Source organism: Rhizobium sp. RHZ02 (assembly GCF_014851575.1).
GTDB lineage: Bacteria > Pseudomonadota > Alphaproteobacteria > Rhizobiales > Rhizobiaceae > Rhizobium > Rhizobium altiplani.
This window is the reverse complement of sequence record NZ_JACUZX010000024.1, coordinates 71,193-91,652: the sequence shown is the minus strand read 5'-3', so window position 1 is coordinate 91,652 and position 20,460 is coordinate 71,193. Positions and strand designations below refer to the sequence as shown.

The 20,460-nt window shown below is 59.0% G+C and carries 25 protein-coding genes; 2 read left to right on the top strand and 23 right to left on the bottom strand.

Annotated elements, in window-relative coordinates; genetic code table 11:
* The 11 genes from IB244_RS25050 to IB244_RS25000 all read right to left on the bottom strand — a co-directional run.
* Positions 1-163 (bottom strand): NAD(P)-binding domain-containing protein (locus IB244_RS25050; RefSeq protein WP_192306057.1); only part of this gene is annotated, 163 nt, incomplete at its 3' end.
* Positions 164-191: 28 nt separating this feature from the next.
* A complete protein-coding gene (locus IB244_RS25045; RefSeq protein WP_192306055.1) occupies positions 192-1,223 on the bottom strand; it encodes an L-idonate 5-dehydrogenase in 1,032 nt (343 codons plus the stop codon).
* Positions 1,224-1,233: 10 nt separating this feature from the next.
* The gene (locus IB244_RS25040; protein WP_192306053.1) at positions 1,234-2,175 is read right to left on the bottom strand and encodes a 2-hydroxyacid dehydrogenase; all 942 of its coding nucleotides are present in this window, start codon (positions 2,173-2,175) and stop codon (positions 1,234-1,236) included.
* An 11-nt stretch (positions 2,176-2,186) separates the two neighbouring features.
* Positions 2,187-2,744, bottom strand: coding sequence for a gluconokinase (locus IB244_RS25035; protein ID WP_192306051.1), 558 nt, complete (start codon positions 2,742-2,744; stop codon positions 2,187-2,189).
* Entirely contained in the window at positions 2,713-3,480 is a 768-nt protein-coding gene (locus IB244_RS25030; protein WP_192306049.1) for an SDR family oxidoreductase, read from the bottom strand. The genes IB244_RS25035 and IB244_RS25030 overlap by 32 nt, the downstream gene beginning before the upstream one ends.
* A gap of 26 nt (positions 3,481-3,506) precedes the next feature.
* Positions 3,507-4,181 (bottom strand): 4-carboxy-4-hydroxy-2-oxoadipate aldolase/oxaloacetate decarboxylase, encoded by a 675-nt coding sequence (locus IB244_RS25025; protein WP_192306047.1) that lies wholly within the window; start codon positions 4,179-4,181, stop codon positions 3,507-3,509.
* A 187-nt stretch (positions 4,182-4,368) separates the two neighbouring features.
* Entirely contained in the window at positions 4,369-5,112 is a 744-nt protein-coding gene (locus IB244_RS25020) for an amino acid ABC transporter ATP-binding protein (protein ID WP_192306045.1), read from the bottom strand.
* A gap of 22 nt (positions 5,113-5,134) precedes the next feature.
* The gene (locus IB244_RS25015) at positions 5,135-5,866 is read right to left on the bottom strand and encodes an amino acid ABC transporter ATP-binding protein (RefSeq protein ID WP_192306043.1); all 732 of its coding nucleotides are present in this window, start codon (positions 5,864-5,866) and stop codon (positions 5,135-5,137) included.
* The gene (locus IB244_RS25010) at positions 5,863-6,573 is read right to left on the bottom strand and encodes an amino acid ABC transporter permease (RefSeq protein ID WP_192306041.1); all 711 of its coding nucleotides are present in this window, start codon (positions 6,571-6,573) and stop codon (positions 5,863-5,865) included. Before IB244_RS25010 ends, IB244_RS25015 begins: the two co-directional genes overlap by 4 nt.
* On the bottom strand, positions 6,573-7,271 hold the full coding sequence (locus IB244_RS25005) for an amino acid ABC transporter permease (RefSeq protein ID WP_192306039.1): 699 nt from the start codon (positions 7,269-7,271) through the stop codon (positions 6,573-6,575). Before IB244_RS25005 ends, IB244_RS25010 begins: the two co-directional genes overlap by 1 nt.
* A gap of 20 nt (positions 7,272-7,291) precedes the next feature.
* Positions 7,292-8,128 carry a transporter substrate-binding domain-containing protein gene (locus IB244_RS25000; protein WP_192306037.1) on the bottom strand — a complete coding sequence of 279 codons (837 nt, stop codon included), beginning with the start codon at positions 8,126-8,128 and terminating at the stop codon, positions 7,292-7,294.
* A 119-nt stretch (positions 8,129-8,247) separates the two neighbouring features.
* On the opposite strand from IB244_RS25000, the gene IB244_RS24995 reads away from it, so the two are divergent.
* Positions 8,248-9,171 (top strand): LysR family transcriptional regulator, encoded by a 924-nt coding sequence (locus IB244_RS24995; RefSeq protein WP_192306035.1) that lies wholly within the window; start codon positions 8,248-8,250, stop codon positions 9,169-9,171.
* A 116-nt stretch (positions 9,172-9,287) separates the two neighbouring features.
* On the opposite strand, the gene IB244_RS24990 is transcribed toward IB244_RS24995, so the two are convergent.
* From IB244_RS24990 to IB244_RS24970, 5 genes are read right to left on the bottom strand one after another with little or no spacing between them, the layout of a single operon-like run.
* On the bottom strand, positions 9,288-10,121 hold the full coding sequence (locus IB244_RS24990) for an ABC transporter substrate-binding protein (protein WP_192306033.1): 834 nt from the start codon (positions 10,119-10,121) through the stop codon (positions 9,288-9,290).
* Between the two features lie 32 nt (positions 10,122-10,153).
* Positions 10,154-10,921 (bottom strand): amino acid ABC transporter ATP-binding protein, encoded by a 768-nt coding sequence (locus IB244_RS24985; protein WP_192306031.1) that lies wholly within the window; start codon positions 10,919-10,921, stop codon positions 10,154-10,156.
* Complete coding sequence (locus IB244_RS24980) at positions 10,918-11,676, bottom strand: amino acid ABC transporter permease (RefSeq protein ID WP_192306029.1); 759 nt, start codon at positions 11,674-11,676, stop codon at positions 10,918-10,920. Before IB244_RS24980 ends, IB244_RS24985 begins: the two co-directional genes overlap by 4 nt.
* The gene (locus IB244_RS24975; RefSeq protein ID WP_192306027.1) at positions 11,673-12,380 is read right to left on the bottom strand and encodes an amino acid ABC transporter permease; all 708 of its coding nucleotides are present in this window, start codon (positions 12,378-12,380) and stop codon (positions 11,673-11,675) included. Before IB244_RS24975 ends, IB244_RS24980 begins: the two co-directional genes overlap by 4 nt.
* A complete protein-coding gene (locus tag IB244_RS24970; RefSeq protein WP_192306025.1) occupies positions 12,377-13,156 on the bottom strand; it encodes an SDR family oxidoreductase in 780 nt (259 codons plus the stop codon). The genes IB244_RS24975 and IB244_RS24970 overlap by 4 nt, the downstream gene beginning before the upstream one ends.
* Positions 13,157-13,388: 232 nt before the next feature.
* On the opposite strand from IB244_RS24970, the gene nac reads away from it, so the two are divergent.
* Complete coding sequence (gene nac, locus IB244_RS24965) at positions 13,389-14,294, top strand: nitrogen assimilation transcriptional regulator NAC (RefSeq protein ID WP_192306023.1); 906 nt, start codon at positions 13,389-13,391, stop codon at positions 14,292-14,294.
* A gap of 34 nt (positions 14,295-14,328) precedes the next feature.
* Here nac and IB244_RS24960 read toward each other — a convergent pair whose 3' ends face one another.
* From IB244_RS24960 to IB244_RS24930, 7 genes are read right to left on the bottom strand one after another with little or no spacing between them, the layout of a single operon-like run.
* Positions 14,329-15,534 carry a pyridoxal phosphate-dependent aminotransferase gene (locus IB244_RS24960; RefSeq protein ID WP_192306021.1) on the bottom strand — a complete coding sequence of 402 codons (1,206 nt, stop codon included), beginning with the start codon at positions 15,532-15,534 and terminating at the stop codon, positions 14,329-14,331.
* Positions 15,535-15,583: 49 nt separating this feature from the next.
* Positions 15,584-16,351, bottom strand: a complete 768-nt coding sequence (locus tag IB244_RS24955) for a 5-oxoprolinase subunit PxpA (protein ID WP_192306019.1) — start codon at positions 16,349-16,351, stop codon at positions 15,584-15,586.
* A gap of 29 nt (positions 16,352-16,380) precedes the next feature.
* Positions 16,381-17,370 (bottom strand): biotin-dependent carboxyltransferase family protein, encoded by a 990-nt coding sequence (locus IB244_RS24950; RefSeq protein WP_192306017.1) that lies wholly within the window; start codon positions 17,368-17,370, stop codon positions 16,381-16,383.
* Positions 17,367-18,074 (bottom strand): 5-oxoprolinase subunit PxpB, encoded by a 708-nt coding sequence (gene pxpB, locus IB244_RS24945; RefSeq protein ID WP_192306015.1) that lies wholly within the window; start codon positions 18,072-18,074, stop codon positions 17,367-17,369. The genes IB244_RS24950 and pxpB overlap by 4 nt, the downstream gene beginning before the upstream one ends.
* Positions 18,071-18,481 carry an acetyl-CoA carboxylase gene (locus IB244_RS24940; RefSeq protein ID WP_192306013.1) on the bottom strand — a complete coding sequence of 137 codons (411 nt, stop codon included), beginning with the start codon at positions 18,479-18,481 and terminating at the stop codon, positions 18,071-18,073. The genes pxpB and IB244_RS24940 overlap by 4 nt, the downstream gene beginning before the upstream one ends.
* On the bottom strand, positions 18,478-19,866 hold the full coding sequence (locus IB244_RS24935; RefSeq protein WP_192306011.1) for an acetyl/propionyl/methylcrotonyl-CoA carboxylase subunit alpha: 1,389 nt from the start codon (positions 19,864-19,866) through the stop codon (positions 18,478-18,480). Before IB244_RS24935 ends, IB244_RS24940 begins: the two co-directional genes overlap by 4 nt.
* Positions 19,863-20,288, bottom strand: coding sequence for an acetyl-CoA carboxylase biotin carboxyl carrier protein (locus IB244_RS24930; protein ID WP_192306009.1), 426 nt, complete (start codon positions 20,286-20,288; stop codon positions 19,863-19,865). Before IB244_RS24930 ends, IB244_RS24935 begins: the two co-directional genes overlap by 4 nt.
* Between the last annotated feature and the right edge of the window lie 172 nt (positions 20,289-20,460).

The window sequence follows — 20,460 nt, the reverse complement described above, 5'->3', positions numbered from 1 at the left end:
GAATGATCTGCTTCTTCAGATCGCCGGCGCTTTCGTAGAATTCATCCGTTTTCTCAGGTGTACGGTTAAAGACAGCAATCTTGTTGCCTTTTTCCGCAATGTTGAGCGCCAGGTTGGAACCCATGACCGCAAGGCCGATAAGCCCGATTTCTGCCTTTTCCATAACGTCTCTACCTTGATGCTGTGCAGCGTCAGAACGCGAGTTGAACCTTCATCGATTTCGTGCGGTCACCGGCAGCTTCGAATGCACTGACGGCGTCCTCTATCGGATATGTGCCTGTTAGAAGCGGCTTCAGATCGACTCGACGCTGGTTGATCAGAACGACGGCCAGACCAAACTCCTCATGGAACCGGAATGTCCCCTTCATCTCGATTTCCTTGGCGACCACCATGTTCTGCGGGATTGAAACATCCCCGCCCAGGCCAAGCTGGACAAGCGTGGAACGCGGACGAAGGACCTCAAGGCCGGAACGGACTGCCCGCTCATTGCCCGACGCCTCGAACTGGACGTCGAAGTATCCCTTGTTCGCTGAGTAAGCCGAGAGTTCTTCCGGATGATTGGCAACGTTGATGACGCGATCTGCACCAATTTCCGAAGCCTTGTGCAGGACTGCGTCCATAACGTCGGTAGCGACGACTTCACGGGCACCGTGAGCACGTGCCGCGATGATCGCCAGCGCCCCGATCGGGCCGCAGCCCGAGACGAGAACGCGCTTGCCGATGAGTGGGCCGGCGCGGTTGACGGCGTGGAGTGTCACAGCGAAGGGCTCGGCCATGGCGGCTTCGTTGATCGAGACGCCATCGGCAACCTTGTGACACTGCCAGGCTTCGGCAACCAGCCGCTGGCGGAATGCACCCTGGATGTGCGGCATCGGCATGGCGGAGCCGTAGAACCGCATGTTCAGGCAGTGGTTCTGCTCGCCACGCAGGCAATATTCACAGGTGTTGCACGGGCGACTGGGTGATACGGCGACCCGATCGCCGACGGCAAATGTCGAGACCCCCGCGCCCAAAGCCTTGATCGTTCCTGCCACCTCGTGCCCGAGGATCATTGGCTCCCGGACACGGACCGTCCCGAAGCCGCCGTGATTGTAATAGTGGAGGTCGGAACCGCAAATGCCGCCGGCCTCGATGGCGACCTCTACCTGTCCAGGCCCAAGCGCCTCGACCTCGAACTCCTCGACCCGGAGATCCTTTGCTGCGTGAATGACGACTGCTTTCATCACCTTGTCCTCACAAAACGGGCGTCGGCAGAGATTGGCCGGCGAAATGCGCGGCAAGATTGTCACGCACGAGCTGGCCCATGGCCTTGCGGGTTTCAACGGTACCCGACCCGTGATGCGGCTGCAGCACGACATTGTCGAGTTCCACGAAGCGTGGATCGATCTTAGGCTCGTTATAAAAGACATCCAGGCCGGCGGCCTTGATCGTCCGATTTTGGAGGGCCGTTATGAGCGCGTCTTCATCGACAGTCGATCCGCGCGACACGTTGATGAGAATACCCTCTGGTCCCAGCGCTTCGAGCACTGTCCCGTTGATGATGTTCTTCGTGGCATCCCCGCCCGGAACAATGACGACGAGGAACTCCGCCCAACTGGCCAATGCAATAAGGTCGGGTTCGTGCTGGTAAGATACCTGCGGCTGCGGGTTGCGCGAGAAGTAGCGAATGTCGCAGTTGAACGCGGCAGCCCGGCTGGCGATCGCCTGGCCGATGCGCCCCATACCAATAACTCCCAGACGCTTGCCGGTGACACGGGTGACGAGCGGCATCACCGTCTTTCCCCACTGCCCGGATCGTACGAAGACATCCGCTTGCGGCATATGGCGCGCGGTAGCCAGCAGCAGTCCGAGCGCGATGTCCGCAACGTCATCCGTCAACACATCGGGCGTGTTGGTGACACGAATGCCATGGTCACGCGCATGAGCAAGATTGACCGCGTCCGTGCCGACGCCATACACCGAAACAACTTCGAGCTTCGGAAGGCTCCGCATCAGCTCCGCGGAGGCGCCGAGTTCACCGCGCGTGGCGATGGCGCGGATATTCCCACCCACCTCTTTGACGAATGCCTCGCGATCGGTAGCCTCGTAGAGCTTGTGAACCACATAGCGGTCCTCAAGATCGACCATATCCCATTGCGGATAAGGGCCAGCGAGTAGGATTTCGGGCTTGGACATGGCTTCCTCCGTCAGATTGTTATATCGCCACGCCGATAGGTCATCGTTGCAGCGTGTGCGATAGCGGTCGAGGCGATCCGCTCGACCGGCTGATCAATTTCAATGGTGATGACGTCGCGTTCGGCGCCCGGCAGTTCCAGTGTCTGCAACTGGCTGTCGAGAAGCGAAAGCGGCATGTAGTGTCCCTTGCGGGCAGCCAGTCGTTCCGCCAGCGTTGCGCGCGATCCCTGAAGGAAGACAAAGGTCACAGGTCCGGCAGCCCGCAGCCTCAAGAGATCGCGATAAGAGCGCTTGAGCGCCGAACATGAGATGACCGTTTCCGTGCTGGCTTTCAGTTCGTCCCCGAGGTTCTCGAGCCACGGCCAGCGGTCGCCATCGTCAAGGGCGATGCCGGCCCTCATCTTTTCGACGTTTGCTAGAGGGTGCCGGCTATCGCCTTCGATGAAGTGATAGCCGAGCTGGGAGGCAAGCAATTTGCCGACCGAGGTCTTGCCGCATCCCGACACCCCCATCACGACGAGGGGGCCGAGCTTTGCACTAGAGACAAGTTGTGATGCCGCCGTCGACATAAAGCGTGTGTCCGTTCACAAAGGAGGAAGCCTTGCTTGAAAGGAAAACAGCGGCGCCGACGAGCTCATCGACATTGCCCCAACGGGCGGCCGGCGTGCGCTTTTCAAGCCAGGCAGAAAACTCGGCATTGTCGACGAGCGCCTGATTGAGCGGTGTCTTGAAGTACCCCGGTGCGATTGCGTTGACCTGAAGACCATATTTGGCCCAGTCGGCACACATCCCACGCGTCAGGTTCTTCACTGCACCTTTCGTCGCCGTGTAGGGCGCAATTCCGGGACGAGCGAGTTCGCTCTGGACGGAGGCAATATTGATGATCTTTCCGCCGCCGCGCTTGATCATGTAGCGTGCAACAGCTTGGCCGACATAGAACACGCTGGAGATATTCGTCCGCAGCAACTGCTCCCAGCGGTCAGCCGGAAAGTCCTCGAGTGGCGTGCGAAACTGCATGCCGGCATTGTTCACGAGGACGTCGATCGCCCCGATATCACGCTCGATTTTCTCAACGCCTTGTTCAACAGCTGTGGGGTCGGTGACATCGAAGTCAGCGGTTACGACTTGATGTCCCGAATTGCCGAGATCGCTCGCGGCCGCAGCCAGCTTTTCCTTATCTCTCCCGTTCAGGACAAGGGTCGCGCCGTGCTCGGCGAGTCCCCTCGCCAATGCCAGCCCTATGCCCTGTGAAGAGCCTGTTACAAGGACCCTCTTCCCGGAAAGATCGAAGAGCGGATAGGTCATTTCTTGCTCCACACCACCACGAGGGCTCAGGCATCCACGACCAGGCCCTTGGCCTTCAGCACGGCCTCGAGATTGGACACCTCCACGACTGACTTTCCAGCCTTGTAGGCGGCAATGTAGCCGGCTTCGGCGTCCTCGCGTGCCTGCGACAGCTTGGCGACATCCAGTGCCTCATTCTTCCTGACGACAACGAGGCCGTCAGCATCACCGACGATGATGTCACCTGGATTGATGATTTCATCCCCAATGGTGATCGGTTCGTTGGTTGCTCCAAGCGTTTCTTTCACTGTCCCCTTGATGCAAACGCTCAAGGAGAAGACCGGGAAGCCAAGCTCGCGGAGCTGAACCGTGTCGCGTACGCCGGTGTCAGTGACGAGACCGCCAATTCCCTTAGCGAGGCAGGCGTTTGCCAGCACATCGCCGAAGGATCCGGCTTCCTCATATTCACCGGCGGAAACCACGATGATATCGCCGGGCTGGGCGTAGTTGATTGCGACCTGAAGCATGATGTTGTCACGCGGCGCGCACTTGACGGTAAATGCGGGGCCGCAAAGCTTCATGCCGTGATCAACCGGCTTTATGCGCGATGAAAGCGCACCCTTGCGACCCTGTGCTTCGTGGATTGTAGCCGGCGAGAATTTGGCAATGGCGGCGATCTCGTCCTTGGATGGGCGCTCGATCTTCTGGTTCAGCTTGATCATCTTTTCCTCCTTGGCGGGCACGCGATCCTCGCCTACCCGATGCTGCCAGCGTTTTATCAAGGCGCAGATCCATCGCACAAATATATGTTCTCGATGCCAGCTATAATTTCTCGATATACGAACGCATGCTCGATATCTCGTTGGCGCGGGTCTGACATCCGGCGAAATCCAACAGAGAGGGCAGAGCCTAGTGAATGATCTGGCTGAGGAACAGCTGTGTGCGCTCGTGCTGCGGATTGTCGAAGAACTCGGCCGGCGAATTCTGCTCGACGATCTGCCCCTGGTCCATGAAGATGACGCGGTTGGCGACCTGGCGCGCAAAGCCCATTTCGTGCGTCACGCAGAGCATCGTCATGCCTTCTTCCGCAAGCCCGACCATGGTCTCCAGAACTTCCTTGATCATTTCTGGGTCGAGCGCCGAGGTCGGTTCATCGAAGAGCATGATCTTCGGGTTCATGCAGAGCGAGCGGGCGATCGCCACGCGCTGCTGCTGACCGCCCGAGAGCTGGCCCGGATACTTGTTGGCCTGTTCCGGGATCTTGACGCGCTTCAGGAAGTGCATGGCGACTTCTTCCGCCTGCTTCTTCGGCATCGTGCGCACCCAGATCGGCGCCAGCGTGCAGTTTTCCAGGATCGTCAGGTGCGGGAAGAGGTTGAAGTGCTGGAAGACCATGCCGACTTCGCGGCGCACTTCGTCGATCTTCTTGAGGTCGTTGATGAGTTCGACGCCATCGACGATGATCTGGCCCTTCTGGTGTTCTTCCAGACGGTTGATGCAGCGGATCATCGTCGACTTGCCGGAACCCGACGGGCCGGCGATGACGATGCGCTCGCCACGCATCACTTTCAGATTGATGTCGCGCAGCACGCGGAAATCGCCGTACCACTTCTGAAGATTGACGATATCGACTGCAGGTGTGGTGTCTGACATTGGCGTTATCCGAGAAGGCGTTCTAGCGGGTACGGTTGACGGCAGAGAGGAACGAGCGAACCTCGCTCGGTGCGTCTTCGGAAAAAAAGGCGTCTGGTTCGCCGTTGAACTTGAGTTCGCCCTTCTTCAGGAACCAGATCCGATCCGACACTTCGCGGGCAAAACCCATTTCATGGGTGACGCACATCATCGTCATCCCTTCCTCCGACAGCTTCCGGAGTAGCTTGAGAACTTCGCCGACCATCTCCGGGTCAAGCGCGCTGGTCGGTTCATCAAGAACGAGAACGCCGGGAGTAAGCACAAGCGATCGCGCGATCGCGACCCGCTGCGACTGACCGCCGGAGATGTCTGCCGGAAGTGATTTTGCCCGTTCTGCGAGGCCTACCCGCTTGAGCATGTCCATGGCAGTCGGCTCCGCTTGCTTTCGCGACTGACCGCGTATGCGCTGCAGCGGGAGCATGACGTTTTCGAGCACGCTCAGATGCGGGAAAAGATTGAACTGCTGGAAGACGAAGCCGATACCGGTTCGCAGCTTGTTGACATCGACGCCGGCGGCATGAATGTCAGCGCCATCTACGGTGATTGTGCCTTCCTGGATCGGCTCCAGCCGATTGACGGTCCGCGCGAGCGTGGACTTGCCAGAACCGGATGGTCCGCACAGCACGATGGTACTACCTTTCGGCACGGTCGCCGATACCGACGTCAGCACCCGGAGTGCGCCGAACCACTTCGAGACGTTGCTGAACTCAATCATGCCAGCGCCTCCACGAAGAAGCGCCCCGTCCGCCTCTTGGCGATCCGGCGTTCGAGCCAGTTAGTCGCCTGCGAAAGGCAGAAGCACAAGATGAAGTAGGTCGCGGCCAGGATGCCAAAGATCTGCAGCGGTTTGGTTACTTCGTTCGAATTGACTTGCAGCATCACGTAGGAGAGTTCCGAAACGGCGATGATTGACCCGAGCGAGCTTTCCTTGATGATCGTCGTCAGCTGATTGATGATGCCCGGGATCACGTTGAAGAGCGCCTGGGGCAACACGACCCTGAACGTCGTCGGGATGTATCCAAGGCCCAATGCCTTGGCTGCTTCAGCCTGCCCTTTCGGCAGGCCCTTGATTCCTGCGGCCACGATCTCGCCGAGATAGGCGGTCTGATAGATCACGATCGCCACAACGAGTGTTACCGTCGCGTCGATTGGGAAGCCGATCAGCATCGGCAGCGCGAAATAAGCCCAGAAGATCAACATCAGCAGTGGGATCGCCCGCACTGAATGCACGAAGCCCGCGGCGAGCTTCTGAAGCCAGACCACGTTTCCCGTGCGCGCCAACGCAACGAGGACGCTGCACGGGAATGTGGCAAAGAGGCTGACGAAAGAGATGATAAGGGTGAGCGCAAGGCCACCAAGTTTGCCGTGCGGATACTCGCCAATAAGCAGCATCAACCCATATTCCCGGAGAATTTCCACCATTACTTGACCCGCAACTGGAAGCGCTTTTCGAGCCGGGACGAGGCCCACATGATCGCAAATGAAATAGCCATGTAGATCGCAGTGGTGATCCCGTAGGCTTCGAATATCCGGAACGACTGCTCCTCCACATATCGCGCCTGATAGGAGAGTTCCGCGACGCCAATGGCAGCGCCGAGGCTGGTCGCCTTGAACAGGATCAGCGTCTGGCCGAGAAGTGCCGGCAGGGCGAGCCTCCACGCCTGCGGCAGAATCACCCATCTCATGGCGCCGAGATAGGGGAGTCCGATTGACCTCGCCGCCTCCATCTGCGCCGGGTGTATCGAGCGCAGCCCGCTACGAAAGTCTTCCGACATATAGGCAGCCTTGTTGAGAGCAAGGGCCACGATCGCATAGCCCATCTCGGCACCGATATCGTTTAGGAAATCATTGACCGAGTCGGGAAGGATAACGGCAAAACCGAAATACCACACGAAAAGCTGGATCAGGATCGGCACATTGCGGTGGTACTCGACAAAGGCGGCAACCAGAAAGTTGGTTGGCTTGAACTCGGTCGCCCGAATAACGGTCAGGATGATCGCCAGGAGCAGTCCGAAGACCCAGGAGACAACGAATAGGATCATCGTTGTCTCCAGGCCCTGCAAGATCATGTCGAGATACTGGCCCTGCAGGACCTTGCCGAAGTCGAGTTGGTAACCCATGCAATTAGGCCCTAGTCAGATCAGTTGGTAAACCAGGTTTCCTGCGGCTTACCGAATTCGAATTTGCGCGTAGACTTCAGGTCCGAGTCCTTGCCGAGCCACTTGTCGTAAAGCTTCTGGCCCTCGCCGGACGTTTCGAGCTGCGCAAGAAAATCGTTGGCCGCCTTTACAAGCTCCGGGGAACCCTTGCGGAAGGCAAAGCCCGAGGGCATCGACAGAAGCGGTTCATCCAGGAAACGGAGCGCCTTGATTCCATCGCCGGCATTACGCTCGACAGCCTTGCCCTCGGAGTAGCGGTAGACCGTCGCCTTCACCTTGCCCTGCTGGAGAGCCAGGAACGAGGCGGCACTCGTCTCGAAAGACAGGATTCGAGCGTCCGGCAGCCGCTTTTCGGTGAGCGGAATGAGAACCGATCCCTTCACGAGGCCGATGCGCTGGCCGGAGAGGTCGTCGACCTTCTTGATGTCGGACTGGTCAAGTACAACGAAGTTGAAATCTTCGGCGATGTAGGCGCCGCTGAAATCGACCTGCTCGGCACGTTCCTTGCTGTAGCTCAGCAAGGAGGCGAGCACGTCGACACGGCCCTGGACCAGCTCTGCCATGCGGGTTTGCGGCGAGACCGGCACCAGCTCGGCCGTCACGCCGAGCGACTGGGCAAACTGCCGGCAGATATCGATCTCGTAACCCGCCGGCTCGCGGCTCTTAGGATCCTGGAAGCCGAGCGGTGGGGAGTTCGTCAGAACACCGCAAGTGATCTTTCCGGCTTTTTTGACGTCGTCCAGCTGGCTTGCGGAAACGGAATGGGTCAAGGCCGCGAGTCCGATAACGGATGCGGCAAGCAGTGTCTTGAAGCTCATGATGTCCTCCTACTGAGCGTCCTCTCGCTGACTATCCGTTTAAGTGGGTTGCGCTATTCTCACAAATATATATTGAAGATGACGGTTATAAAAATCCGTTATGGGGGCATCAAGCAGGCGTGGCACTCGATCTCCTGAAACTGCGCTACTTCGCCAAGATCGCGGAGTTTGGTTCGTTCACGCGAGCCGCGCACGAGCTTGGCGTTGCTCAGCCAGCGCTCAGCCTCCACATGCGCTCGCTTGAAGAACAGCTTTCCGTACAGCTATTGACCCGTACGCCCCGAGGCGTCGTCGTAACGGAAGCCGGTACCACGCTCCTGACGCACACTCAGGCTATTCTCAAGGCGCTCGAGCAGGCCGAGGCGGCGACGAAGGAGCAAGCGAAAAACCCCACGGGAGACGTTTCGCTCGGCGTGCTCGCATCCATAGCCCCTCTTGTCGCCGTCCCCATCCTCAAGATTTGCGAGGAACGCTTTCCCAAGATCCGGCTGATGATCAGCGAGGGAGACAGCCAGACCCTGCGAGCTGCGATCGAGACGAAGGCGCATGATCTCGCGGTCAATCTTGGCGAAGTCGCTCGCCCCACGGCATCGCCGCTATTCGACGAGATGCTCTACGCCGTCGGCCCGGCCGGGCATTTCACCCAAGACGGATCGTCAATCTCAATCAGCCAGGCGCTGGAGCTTCCTCTGATTTTGCCGACGCGCCGCCACGGTATCCGGATCCTCCTCGAGCGTGAGGCGCTCATTCTCGGAAAGGCGATCAACATCGTGCGCGAAATCGAGGGCCTTGCGAGCACCAAGGCTGCCATCGGCGCAGGCTTCGGCTTCACCGTTCTTGGCCGCGGAGCAATCTTCGAAGATTTTCAGAAGGGCGCCTTGTCTGTACTTCCACTGGCAGGCAAGGGATTTACGCGACGGCTGGTTCTGGATAGCCCTGTCGATCATCCCCAGACCAAGGCCGTGATAGAGGTCAGGAATATCCTGGTCGAAGTCGTGCGCGATCTCGGTGAACAGGGAAACTGGTCGTGCGTCGCCTCGTGAGCCGGCATAGCGCCATTTGAGGGTCGGCAACCCGCGTAGAAAGTTGAAGCGGCAGGGATCCCCGCCGCCTCGCGATCTCGAACCAATTGATATCTACGACGTTGCGCGCACGCCGTTCAGGGGATCGGGTCGAACTTCAGTTCAGACAGCGGCACGACCTTGTCGGTGCGGGTCATTTTGTATTCGGTGTTCGGCCCGAGCCAGGTATCCCAGATCTTGTTGATCTCACCCGAGTTGTCGAGCTTGTGCAGGATCTCGTTTACCTTTGCGGTCAGTGCCGGTTGGTCCTTTTGCATGCCGATGCCGATCGGCTGATAGAGCATAGGGCCTTCGATCATGCGCATCTTCTTGCCGCGCACCTGGGATTCGTTGACAAGCTTGGTGATGGTCATGGTGTTTGCGACCATGCCGCGCGCCTTGCCTTGCTGCAGGGCGAGGTACGCCGAGCCCGTATCCTGGAATGTCAACGGTTCGGACTTGTTGAGCTTGATCGACAGTTCGGAGGTTGATCCCTTGCTGGAGGCCAGACGCTGGCCCTGATAGTCCGCCTTGGTCTTGCCCTTGTCGTCGGCAGGGACCATCAGCATTTCCTTGGCCATGTAGTATGGATCGCTATACTGAATCTGCTCGGCGCGGCTCTGCGTATAGGCTAAGTTTGCGACCGTGATATCGACGCGGCCGAGCTTCACCTCTGATACGCGAGCTTCGACCGAGATCGGCTTGATCTCGGCGGCAACACCGAGTTCGCGAGCAACTGCTTTGCAAAGATCGACGTCGAAGCCGACCATTTCGCGGGTCTTCACATCGGGGGACGAAAAGGGAGGAACGTCAGCGTAGGTTGCGCAACGCAGCGTCTTGTTGGCAAGGATCGTATCAAGCTGATCGGCCTTGGCAGGGAGCGCCGCGGCGCCGGCAAACATCAGTCCGGCAGTAATGCATTTCCAGTTCATTGCTGTTCTCCGTTGTTATGAAGCTTTGCCCGTCAGTGCCGCAGATCCGAGAGAAAGCGCTGCGCGCGTGGGTGACGGGGATTCTTGAAGAATTCATCCGGCGTCGCGGTCTCGAGGATTTCACCAGCGTCGATAAACCAGATGCGGTCCGCGACATCGCGCGCGAAATTCATCTCGTGCGTGACGCAGAGCATCGTCATGCCCTCGGCCGCAAGGCTCTTCATGACCGCCAGAACTTCGCCAACCATTTCGGGGTCGAGCGCGCTTGTCGGCTCATCGAAAAGCATGACCGGCGGCTCCATGGCAAGCGCTCGCGCGATTGCCACACGTTGCTGCTGTCCGCCGGAAAGCTGTGCAGGAAAGGAATTTGCCTTATCAGCAAGACCAACTCGGTCGAGAAGCTTGATTGCCTTTTCCCGCGCAACATTCGCAGGTACGCCCTTTATCTTGATTGGAGACATCGACACATTCTCGAGGACCGAGAGATGCGGGAAAAGATTGAAGCTCTGAAAGACGAAGCCGATCCGGCTGCGCAATTTGTTCAGCTCGGAGGCACGCATCTTCGCGTGAATGTTCTGGCCTTCGAACTCAATCGCGCCGCTGTTGATCTCCTCAAGGCGATTGACGGTGCGGATCAGGGTCGACTTCCCCGAGCCCGATGGCCCGCAAATCACGACCACCTCGCCGCGCTTGACCTCGGCATCGATGTTCTTGAGCACCTGGTAGTCTCCGTAGCTTTTGCTTACGGCTGCGAGGCGAATGGCCTGCCCATCCTGCGGCTTTGACTGTGGCGCGGTCATAGTTGCTCCGTGAGTGTCTTGAGGGGCAGGCTTTCGGCCGGGAGGCGGACGTTGACGGGCCCGGCGCGGCGGCGCGTAATGCGCTTTTCGACGGTGTTGGCAACGAAAGTGAGCGTCCAGCACAGCACGTAGTAAACCAGTGCAAGCACCAGGAAGACCTGGAATGGCTGCGTCAGGAGCTGGTTATTGACCTGGCTTGCGGCGAAGGTCAGATCTGGAACGTTGATGACATAGCCGAGCGTCGTGTCCTTGATCGTGGAGACGAAGGTCGAGATCATGCTGGGGATCATGTTGTAGAGAGCCTGCGGAAGAATGACGTAGCGCATTGCCCCCAGGTAGCTGTGGCCAAGAGCGCGAGCGGCATCCATTTGTCCTTGTCCGAGCGAAACGATCCCTGCCCGCACAACCTCGCTCAGAAAGGCGCCTTCGTAGATCACGAGCGTCACGAGCATGATCCAGAAGCTCGGCACGTCAGCGCCTGTCCATAGCGGCACGACGAAGTAGCACCACAGGATAAGCATCAGCAACGGCACGCCGCGCGTCACATAAACGAGGCCTGTAACCGGCCACCGCAGGATTCGGAACTTCGAGAGGCGAGCAAGCGCCAACAGAATGCTCAGCGGAAATGCAAGAGCGATCGCAAGAACGGACAGAACGAGCGTATTCGCCAGGCCACCAAGCGGGCCGTTCGGATATTGACCGATCAACAGGAGCAGCCAGTAGTCCTTGAGGATGTTGACGATATCCTGGATCATCGGCCGGCCCTCAGAGCGGGATCCGCGCGCATCGAGATGACGGCACCGGCACCCATGATGATGAGTGAGAAAAACAGGTAGATCAGCGTGCCGACGAGATAGATCTCGAACGTCCGGAAACTAACGTTGTCGATCTCCTTGATCGCGTGGGTCAGCTCCGAAGCGCCGACGACGATCGCCAGACTGCTGTTCTTGAAGAGGGAGACGGAATGATTGATGAGCGGCGGAAGCGCGTTGCGAATACCCTGCGGCATGATGACGAAACGCATCGCGGAAACGTAGCCATGACCTAGCGCCTTCGCGGCTTCCATCTGGCCTGGGCTCACGGCACGAAGCCCGGAGCGAAGGTCTTCGCTGAAGTAGGCTGCCTGACAGAGCCCGAGTCCGATTATTGCGAAAATAGCTTCAGCGTTGTGATCTGCGAGCCAGCCCGTAACGCCATCCGGCATGAGAGTGTAGATGCCGAAATACCAGAGCATCAACTGTACAAGCGTTGGGACATTCCGATGGTAGGATACATAGGCCTTGACGATTGGATCCGCGAAACGAAGTGGTGAAATCCTAAGTCCCAGAAGCAGGATCGCCAGCGTCATCGCCAACGTCCACGAGCCGATATAGATGATGAAGGTCATCTCGACGCCATGCAGAAGCAGGGAACGATATTCCGGGTTGGAAAGTATCGCCGAGAGATCGAACCCGTTCACGGCTTTGTCCTCTCGCCGGCCTTCTCACTAGCGGGCGATTGGGGCTTTGCTGTCTGCAAGCCACCCATGACTTGAAGGGTCGGCGTGATCTCCATATGGCCGATGTTGACGGCAACTGGAGCAGCGATTGCAAAAGCGATCGCGTCGGCGATATCGCTCGCTTGCGGCAATTCGAAGCCGTCGATGAAGCGTTGGCGAACGCTCGGATCGTCGCCGTGCACGTGGTTGAAAATATCTGTGGCGACGCGACCGGGGCAGACTTCTGTCACGCGGACGCGCTTGCCGAAGGCATCAATGCGGAGCTGGTTCGACAGCATGGCAACCCCAGCCTTGACAGCATGATAGGTCGAATTGCCCCCGAAATTATAGTTTCCGGCAATCGAGGAGATGTTGATGACATGGCCACGATCGCGGGCAACCATGCCCGGAACGACCAGACGGCAGATATGCAGGACGGCGCGAAGATTGACGTCGACAAGCAGGTCGATATCGGCTTCATCCGCCTCGAGGAACTTCTTCGGCCGATCGACGCCGGCATTGTTGACGAGGATGTCGAAGTCGATGCGCGCTGAAAGGCTGGCCATAGCCTGGCGGTCGGTAACATCGATGGCATGCGCGATGCATCCGGTTCGGGCAGCAAGTTCGTTCAAAGCCTTCTCACTGCGAGCGACGGCATGGACCTCGATGTCCTCGCGGCGGAGCCGTTCCACCACGGCTGCACCGATGCCGGATGAGGCCCCTGTTACCAATGCTGTCTTGTAATCTGAGAAAGGCATCTTGGTTCCCTTTTTGTTGGCTCGGACCTTAGCGGAGCTTTTAACCCTTGCCTAAGACCGATTATTTCTGACCTAATAAGCAAGTCTTATGGACCGGACGCCGCTATCCAGCGCCTCGGATTCGGCCTACTGCGGGCCCGAACTCGGGAGGTACGGCAGGCTGCATGCGTTGCAAAACCCGCCCGCAGCAGTAAGAATAAACGCCAAAAAGCATCGGAACGCCCTGCCCCAGATGGATATCAAGCGCCTCAAATCCTTTATCGTCATCGTCGACAGTGGCAGCATTACGCGCGCCGCCGACATACTGCATCTTGCTCAACCGGCGCTCAGCCAACAATTGGCCGCGCTCGAAGACCATTTTGGCCAGAAGCTGCTCATTCGCAGCCAGCAGGGCGTCAGCATGACCGACGCCGGCCACGCCGTTTACCGGCACGCGCAGATTATTCTGCGCCAGATGGAGCAGGCCCAGGCGGACGCTTCCGCGGCCGGAAATTCGCTAGCGGGTCGGGTCTCGGTCGGGCTGGTTCCGTTCAGCAGCGCGGCTATGCTTTCGGTCGAACTTCTTGCAGAGACCCGCAGACGCCATCCCGGCATCCTGTTGCATCTGACCGAAAGTGTCGGGCAAACCTACAGCCAGATGATCATGAACGGCCGACTTGAGATGGCGCTCATTCACGGCATCGGCCCAATCAAGGGTGTTCGCTTCGAGCCAATCCTCAGTGAGGAGTTTTATCTCGTCGCCCCGCACGACTTTTCGATCGATGCGGATACGAAGCCGGTTCCGGTCAGCGCCCTGGACGGAATCCCGCTCCTGCTGCCGCCGTCCTACAACTTCGTGCGGCGCGCCATCGAGACCGCATTTACGCGCAGTAAGATCAATCTCAAGGTGGTCGCCGAGGTTGAAGTCGTAAGGACGTTGGCACGCGCGGTTTCAAGCGGCCTGGGGGCGACGATCATGCCGAAAGCGATTGCCGACCGTATCGTCACCGAATCGAGCGAGCCACTGGTTTGCCGGATTGTTTCCCCAAGGATCGAGGAAACATTGTCCCTATGTACCTCCGACCAGAATGCACTGTCGGAGCCCGCCCTTGCGGTTCGCGATATCCTTGTCGAACTGACGGAGCGCCTCAAGGATTAGGAGCCCGCGAAGGCGGACTCCGCTGCTTGTCGGATCAGCGCATGTCGTCGCAGAATTGCGCAATCCTGGCGCAGCCCTCTCGAAGCATCTCAATGCTCGTCGCGTAGGAGATACGGAAATAGGGGCTCATCCCATAGGCCGCACCCTGGACAGTGGCGACATGGTGCTCATCGACCAGAGCCATGACGAAATCGACATCACTCTCGATCTTGCGTCCCCCTTTGGTTCTCTTTCCGATCAGCGATGCCATGTTGGGATAAACGTAGAAGGCGCCTTCCGGCTTATGGCAGCGAAGACCGTCGATCTTTGAGAGCGTATCGACGACGAAGTCGCGACGTTCCCGGTAAATCGAGGCACGCTCCTTGAGCAGATCCTGGGAGCCGTTCAAGGCAGCAATGGCCGCGGCCTGTGTGACCGTGGAAATGCCGCCGCTATTTTGGCCGTTGACGTTGCTGATGGCGCCAATCAATTCCTTGGAGCCGCTGGCGCAGAAGCCAAGCCGCCATCCGGTCATCGCGTAGGCCTTTGATACGCCGTTCATCGTCAGCACCCTGTCGTGAAGCCGCGGCTCCACCTCGGCGATGGTGCAGAATTCGAAATCGTCATAGACGAGGTGTTCGTAGATATCGTCTGTGAGAATCCAGATGTCCGGATGGCGCAGCATGACGTCTGCGATCGCGGCCATCTCCGCGCGCGAGCACGCTGCGCCCGTCGGATTGTTGGGGAAGTTGAGGAGCAGCCACTTGGTGCGCGGCGTGATCGCGGCCTCAAGATCTTCGGCGCGAAGCTTGAAACCGGATTGCTCGAAGCAGGGCACCGGCACCGGCGTGCCGCCCGCAAACTTGACGATATCGGCGTAGCTTACCCAGGACGGGGTCGGGATGACGACCTCATCGCCCGGGTTGCAGGTGGCGAGCATCGCATTGAAGATGACCTGCTTGCCGCCACCGGAAACGATGATCTGGCTGGCGTCATAATCAAGATTGTTATCGCGCTTGAATTTCCGCGATATCGCCGTTTTCAGCGCCAACGTCCCATCCATCGGAGGGTATTTTGTGTCTCCGCCGAGGGCTGCTGCATGAGCGGCCTCGATCGCATGAACTGGCGTCGGAAAATCCGGCTCGCCGGAGGACAGGCTTACCACCTTTATTCCCTTGGCAGCGAGTTCACGGGCGCGCTGGGTCATGGCGGCGGATGCGGAGATGGAAACGTTCTTCAGGCGGTCGGCTACGGAGGGCATGGTCCGATCTTTCACTTTCGGGAAAATGTGTGACGGGGCTGGTGGATAGTCAGGACGCGAGCTCAAAAACCGATGCGAGCTCGGCTCCGGCTTGCTTGATTTCATTTCGGATGAGTTTTGCGAGCTCGAGCGAGCCAGGCGTGTCGCTGTGGACGAGGATGGACCGTGCCGGCATGTTGATTACGGTCCCGTCGATCGCCTCGACAGTACCGTCGAGCAAGAAACGGCGCACGCGAGTGCGTACCGAAGCTTCGTCCTTGACGAGGGCTCCGGGGAGCCCGCGAGCAACAAGCTTGCCACTGGCATCATAGGCACGATCGGCAAGGAAAAGGGACAACGTCCTCAGGCGCGCACGTTTGGCGGCTCTTTCTATCTCGCTGTCCGGAGTGACGAAGATCACCAACCGCTCATCCACTTTGGCGATCGCGTCCACCATCATATCCGCAAGCCTGGAGTCGCGATTGACCATGTTTCCCATCGCCGCATGGAAGGAAAAGTGGCCGACGGTCATGCCCTCGGCCTTGGCGATCGCTTGAAGAGCGCCCAACTGATAGATCATCTGCTGGCGCAGTTCATCAGGTTGAAAGGCGATCTCACGGCGGCCGAAGCCTACCCTGTCCGGCAAACCGGGATGGGCACCGATCCCAACGCCGTTTTCCTTGGCCAGACGAACCATACGCGCCATCGTCTCCGGGTCTCCCCCATGGAAGCCGCAGGCGATATTCGCGGAAGACACGACACGCATCATGGCCTCGTCGTCGCAAAGACGATAGGGGCCAAATCCCTCACCCATGTCCGAATTCAGATCGATCTTCACCGTGTCCTCCATTCAGGTCCGAGACGCCCTCAGGCGATCACGCCGAGCGCGCGCTTGACCATTGTTGCCGTTCGGCACACGTCCTCGACATAGCGGTCGACAGCTTGTTCCGCGGCCCTAGCTTCAGCGTGAGTGGACCGCACGAATCGGATCTTTGTCCCGATACGCGCTTGGCCGAGACGCCAAAGATCGCTTTCGATCACGCCGGCGATTTTCGGATATCCGCCTGCGGTATTCGCATCGCTCATCTGAATGATCGGCTCGCCACCTGGAGGCACCTGAACAACGCCAGGCACGACGCCATGAGAGCGCATTTCCACCGGTGCCTCCGGTTTGATCGGCTCACCCGACAGTCGATAGCCGGTCCGGTCGCTCTGCGGTGAGATCCGCCAGAGCTGGCTCCAGAACCGGTCCGCATCGGACGCAAAGAGGTCGTGCTCGCCTGCTGGAATTGCACGGACGTGCAGAACATCATCGATCGAGGAGGGGAAGATGCCCTGTAGAGCGGCAGCAGGCTCAACTACGGCGACCGGGCGGTACTGCACCTGGCTTTCAACCGGCGCGATCGCAAGTGCGTCGCCCGCAGCAAACGGGCGTCCATGGCTGCCACCAAAACCACCACGCAACGTCGTGCTTCGTGATCCCATGACGACCGGTACGTCCACGCCGCCGGCAACGGTGATATAGACACGGGCCATGCGACGCGGCTGGCGAATTTCCAGGACATCGCCCGGTACCGCTCGGTGGACACACCAAGACATCACGTCGCGATCATTCAACAAATTGGCGCCATCAGCGCCTGTGACCGCAAACTCGGCGATCGCGGCGAAACGCACCTTGAATGGAAAGGTTTGAAGTTCGATCGCGGCCGCGTCCTGCGCGTTGCCAAGAAGGACATTTCCGACCCGGACCGCGAGCGGATCCATCGCACCGCTGGCCGAGACGCCGATCGCACGATAGCCGGGACGGCCCAAGTCCTGGACAGTGTTGAGCGGGCCGGTTTGGACAATCTCGATCACAACTCGATCCTTTCCGGGAGAAAGCGTACGACATCGCCGGGTGCCATGAGCGCGGGGGTGGCTGATGTCGGATCGAACATCTTCTGGTCGGCGTGGCCGATCGAGTTCCAGCCGTTGGGGCCGGTCAGCATAGCAACGCCGGTCTGCATTCCCCCGATTGTGACGGATCCTTTTTCCATGCGCAGCGACGGCACCTTCTTGCGCGGCATATAGATGCCTGGATTGAGGCCATGCAGGTAGCCAAAGCCGGGTGCGCTTCCGAGCGCGAAGACCCGGTATGTTGCTTCATGATGGAGTTTGACGACTTCGCGGTCGCTCAGGCCCGAATGATCACAGATGGCCGCAAGGTCCGTGGCATATTCGCCACCGTAGACCACGGGGATCTCGATGGTTTTGCCGTTGAGATCGACACTACGGGCCTCCCACCAGGCAGCCTGGAAGCGCTCGACAAAGAATCCGGGGTCCTCCGGCGTTTCCTTGAGGATTGCGAGCAGATTGGTCATGCCCGGAATGACCTCTCCAACGTCATCCCATTCCCCGACCAAGCGCGCCACCGCCCAAATAAGTCGTTGTGCCGGCAAGTCGAAATCACCGGGAGCCTCAAGCAAGAAGGATCGGGCACCAATAAACGAAATGCGAGCGCCCTCGCGAAGGTTGGATGGAGTATCGCAACGGGGCGGGTTGTTGGCTGGCTGGATCGTCATGGCGTTTTCTGGATCTCGAACAGGGGGGTTCCGAAACCTGTCAAGGTCTCAGGCGCGATAAGCTGCCGCCGAAGCAGGCCGGAGTGTGTTGCCACCAAGGGAACCAGGATCGGGCCGATTGCCATGAAACCGAGGATTTCACCCTGCGATATCTCGCGCGCGTCCTCGTCATTTTCGACCGCAACCGGTCGAAAATGACCAGCGATCGGCGCCTTGATGACCGCGTTGTCGGCGGAGTTGCCCGGCGCAACCTTCAAGTGGGAAACTTCGATATCCTTGTTCGTCGAAACGACGATCCTGACATGGCCGTCCCGCGTGGTGATCTCGAGACCTTCGACGCCGGCCCTCGTGAGCGCGTCGGATAGAGCAGCGATCGTCACCGGATCCGAAAGACCGATGGCACTCATGCCGGCCTCCTCTGCTTGAGCCAGTGCTCGAGGTAATGGATGTCGGTCTCGCCCCGGCCAAACTCCTCGTCATCAAGAAGCGCGCGCAGGAACGGTAGGTTCGTAGAAATTCCGCCGATGCGCGTCGCTGCCAGGGCATCGCGCATCCGGGCGATTGCAGCAGGCCGGCTCTCCGCGTGGACTATAAGCTTGGCAATGAGCGAATCGTAGTAGGGCGATACCCGGTATCCTGCATGGATATGCGTGTCTACGCGAACGCCTGGACCTTCTAGGAAGCTCAGATCGTTGATGGTGCCGGCCGATGGCAGGAAGCTGTCGGGATCTTCAGCGTTGATACGGCACTCGATCGAATGACCGTTGCATACGATCTCGGCCTGGCGAAAGGCTAAGGGACGGCCCTGGGCGACACCGATCTGCTCCTTGACGATATCGACTCCGCTCGTCATTTCGGTGACCGGGTGTTCTACCTGAAGTCGGGTGTTCATCTCGATGAAATAGAACCGCCCGTCTTCGTAAAGAAACTCGAAGGTTCCGACGCCGCGATAACCGATCTGCCGACAGGCTTCGACACAGGCTTGACCTACTGGGCCGATCGTATCGGCCGCAATCCCCGGAGCGGGCGCTTCTTCAACCACTTTCTGATGCCGGCGCTGCATTGAGCAGTCGCGATGGCCGAGCCACACCGCGTTGCCGTGGTTGTCGCAGACGACCTGTATCTCGATATGGCGTGGATGCTGCAGGAACTTTTCCATGTAGAGTTCGGCTGAACCGAACGCCTGGCGGGCTTCCTCGCGCGTCAGCGCGATCGCTTCATGAAGCTGTTCCGGCCCGGATACGACGCGCATTCCACGTCCGCCGCCACCGCCTGAGGCCTTGATTATTACAGGGTATCCGATCTCACGCGCGGTGCGCTCGACCAGTTCACGGTCATCGGGAAGTGCAGTGTCCGGACCGGGAACGCACGGGACCCCAGCCGATATCATCGCGCGCTTTGCAGCGATCTTGTCGCCCATGGTGGCGATCGCGGAGGCGGGTGGTCCGACGAAGACAAGGCCTGCGCCATCGATCGCTTCCGCGAACGAGGACTTTTCCGACAGAAAGCCATATCCGGGATGAATGGCACCAGCACCGGTCAATCGCGCGGCAAGAAGGATCGCGTCCTGGTTCAGGTAGCTCTTGGCCGCTGCAGAAGGCCCGACACACAGGAAGTGTTCCGCCGCTTCGCCATACTTCGCAGACCTGTCCGCCTCGGAGCAAATCATCACGGTCTTGAGTCCGAGCGAATGACAAGCTTTCTGGATTCTGACCGCAATCTCGCCGCGGTTGGCGATGAGCACGGTATCAAAGCTCGCATTGGCTTTCTCGACGACGAGGCAAACGCTCATTCGGCAATCTCCGCAAGCATGTCACCTACTTCGACCTCGGCGCCGTCGACATCCGTAAGCGCGGCGATACGCCCCGCGCGCGGCGCTGCAACGCGATTGAAGACCTTCATGGCTTCGATGATGAAAAGGGTCTGCCCCTCCTCGACCACGTCGCCGATTTGAACGAATGGCGGCTCACCGGGAGCGGGAGTGCGATGCAGGATGCCGAAAACAGGAGCAGTCACGGTCTCGAAAGCCACGCCAGCGGTTGCAGATGCGAGCGACGTCAGTGTTGACGCCGGGGAAGCAGTGCCTTCCTCCGCACTCAGTTGATCACGTACGCGGAAGATGCGAACAGTCGTGTCTTTTTCCGTGACGGACAGTTCGGTGACATTCGACCGCCCCACGAAATCGATCAAGGTTTTTATCTTCTCCAGATCCATCAACATCTCGACACATTGGAATGCAGCTAGCGATGACGGCCCGTGCCGAAATCGGTGTTTGAATTCGTAGCATGATGAGTATGACGATGGGGTCAGACGAAGTTTTGATGACCGAAAGAATCTGGGCAGCATCCGGCGCTAACGCCAATCTCGTTGCCAGGAGTTGGACGAC

Excerpts from the sequence above, each read along its gene's own strand:
- IB244_RS24930 (WP_192306009.1), bottom strand. The coding sequence starts at position 20,288 with ATGGATCTGGAGAAGATAAAAACCTTGATCGATTTCGTGGGGCGGTCG.
- IB244_RS24990 (WP_192306033.1), bottom strand. The coding sequence starts at position 10,121 with ATGAACTGGAAATGCATTACTGCCGGACTGATGTTTGCCGGCGCCGCG.
- IB244_RS25045 (WP_192306055.1), bottom strand. The coding sequence starts at position 1,223 with ATGAAAGCAGTCGTCATTCACGCAGCAAAGGATCTCCGGGTCGAGGAG.
- IB244_RS25010 (WP_192306041.1), bottom strand. The coding sequence starts at position 6,573 with ATGGTGGAAATTCTCCGGGAATATGGGTTGATGCTGCTTATTGGCGAG.
- IB244_RS24960 (WP_192306021.1), bottom strand. The coding sequence starts at position 15,534 with ATGCCCTCCGTAGCCGACCGCCTGAAGAACGTTTCCATCTCCGCATCC.
- IB244_RS25040 (WP_192306053.1), bottom strand. The coding sequence starts at position 2,175 with ATGTCCAAGCCCGAAATCCTACTCGCTGGCCCTTATCCGCAATGGGAT.
- IB244_RS25000 (WP_192306037.1), bottom strand. The coding sequence starts at position 8,128 with ATGAGCTTCAAGACACTGCTTGCCGCATCCGTTATCGGACTCGCGGCC.
- IB244_RS25030 (WP_192306049.1), bottom strand. The coding sequence starts at position 3,480 with ATGACCTATCCGCTCTTCGATCTTTCCGGGAAGAGGGTCCTTGTAACA.
- IB244_RS25005 (WP_192306039.1), bottom strand. The coding sequence starts at position 7,271 with ATGGGTTACCAACTCGACTTCGGCAAGGTCCTGCAGGGCCAGTATCTC.
- IB244_RS24970 (WP_192306025.1), bottom strand. The coding sequence starts at position 13,156 with ATGCCTTTCTCAGATTACAAGACAGCATTGGTAACAGGGGCCTCATCC.
- nac (WP_192306023.1), top strand. The coding sequence starts at position 13,389 with ATGGATATCAAGCGCCTCAAATCCTTTATCGTCATCGTCGACAGTGGC.
- IB244_RS25020 (WP_192306045.1), bottom strand. The coding sequence starts at position 5,112 with ATGTCAGACACCACACCTGCAGTCGATATCGTCAATCTTCAGAAGTGG.
- IB244_RS24980 (WP_192306029.1), bottom strand. The coding sequence starts at position 11,676 with ATGATCCAGGATATCGTCAACATCCTCAAGGACTACTGGCTGCTCCTG.
- IB244_RS25025 (WP_192306047.1), bottom strand. The coding sequence starts at position 4,181 with ATGATCAAGCTGAACCAGAAGATCGAGCGCCCATCCAAGGACGAGATC.
- IB244_RS25035 (WP_192306051.1), bottom strand. The coding sequence starts at position 2,744 with ATGTCGACGGCGGCATCACAACTTGTCTCTAGTGCAAAGCTCGGCCCC.
- IB244_RS24935 (WP_192306011.1), bottom strand. The coding sequence starts at position 19,866 with ATGAGCGTTTGCCTCGTCGTCGAGAAAGCCAATGCGAGCTTTGATACC.
- pxpB (WP_192306015.1), bottom strand. The coding sequence starts at position 18,074 with ATGACGATCCAGCCAGCCAACAACCCGCCCCGTTGCGATACTCCATCC.
- IB244_RS24940 (WP_192306013.1), bottom strand. The coding sequence starts at position 18,481 with ATGAGTGCCATCGGTCTTTCGGATCCGGTGACGATCGCTGCTCTATCC.
- IB244_RS24985 (WP_192306031.1), bottom strand. The coding sequence starts at position 10,921 with ATGACCGCGCCACAGTCAAAGCCGCAGGATGGGCAGGCCATTCGCCTC.
- IB244_RS25015 (WP_192306043.1), bottom strand. The coding sequence starts at position 5,866 with ATGATTGAGTTCAGCAACGTCTCGAAGTGGTTCGGCGCACTCCGGGTG.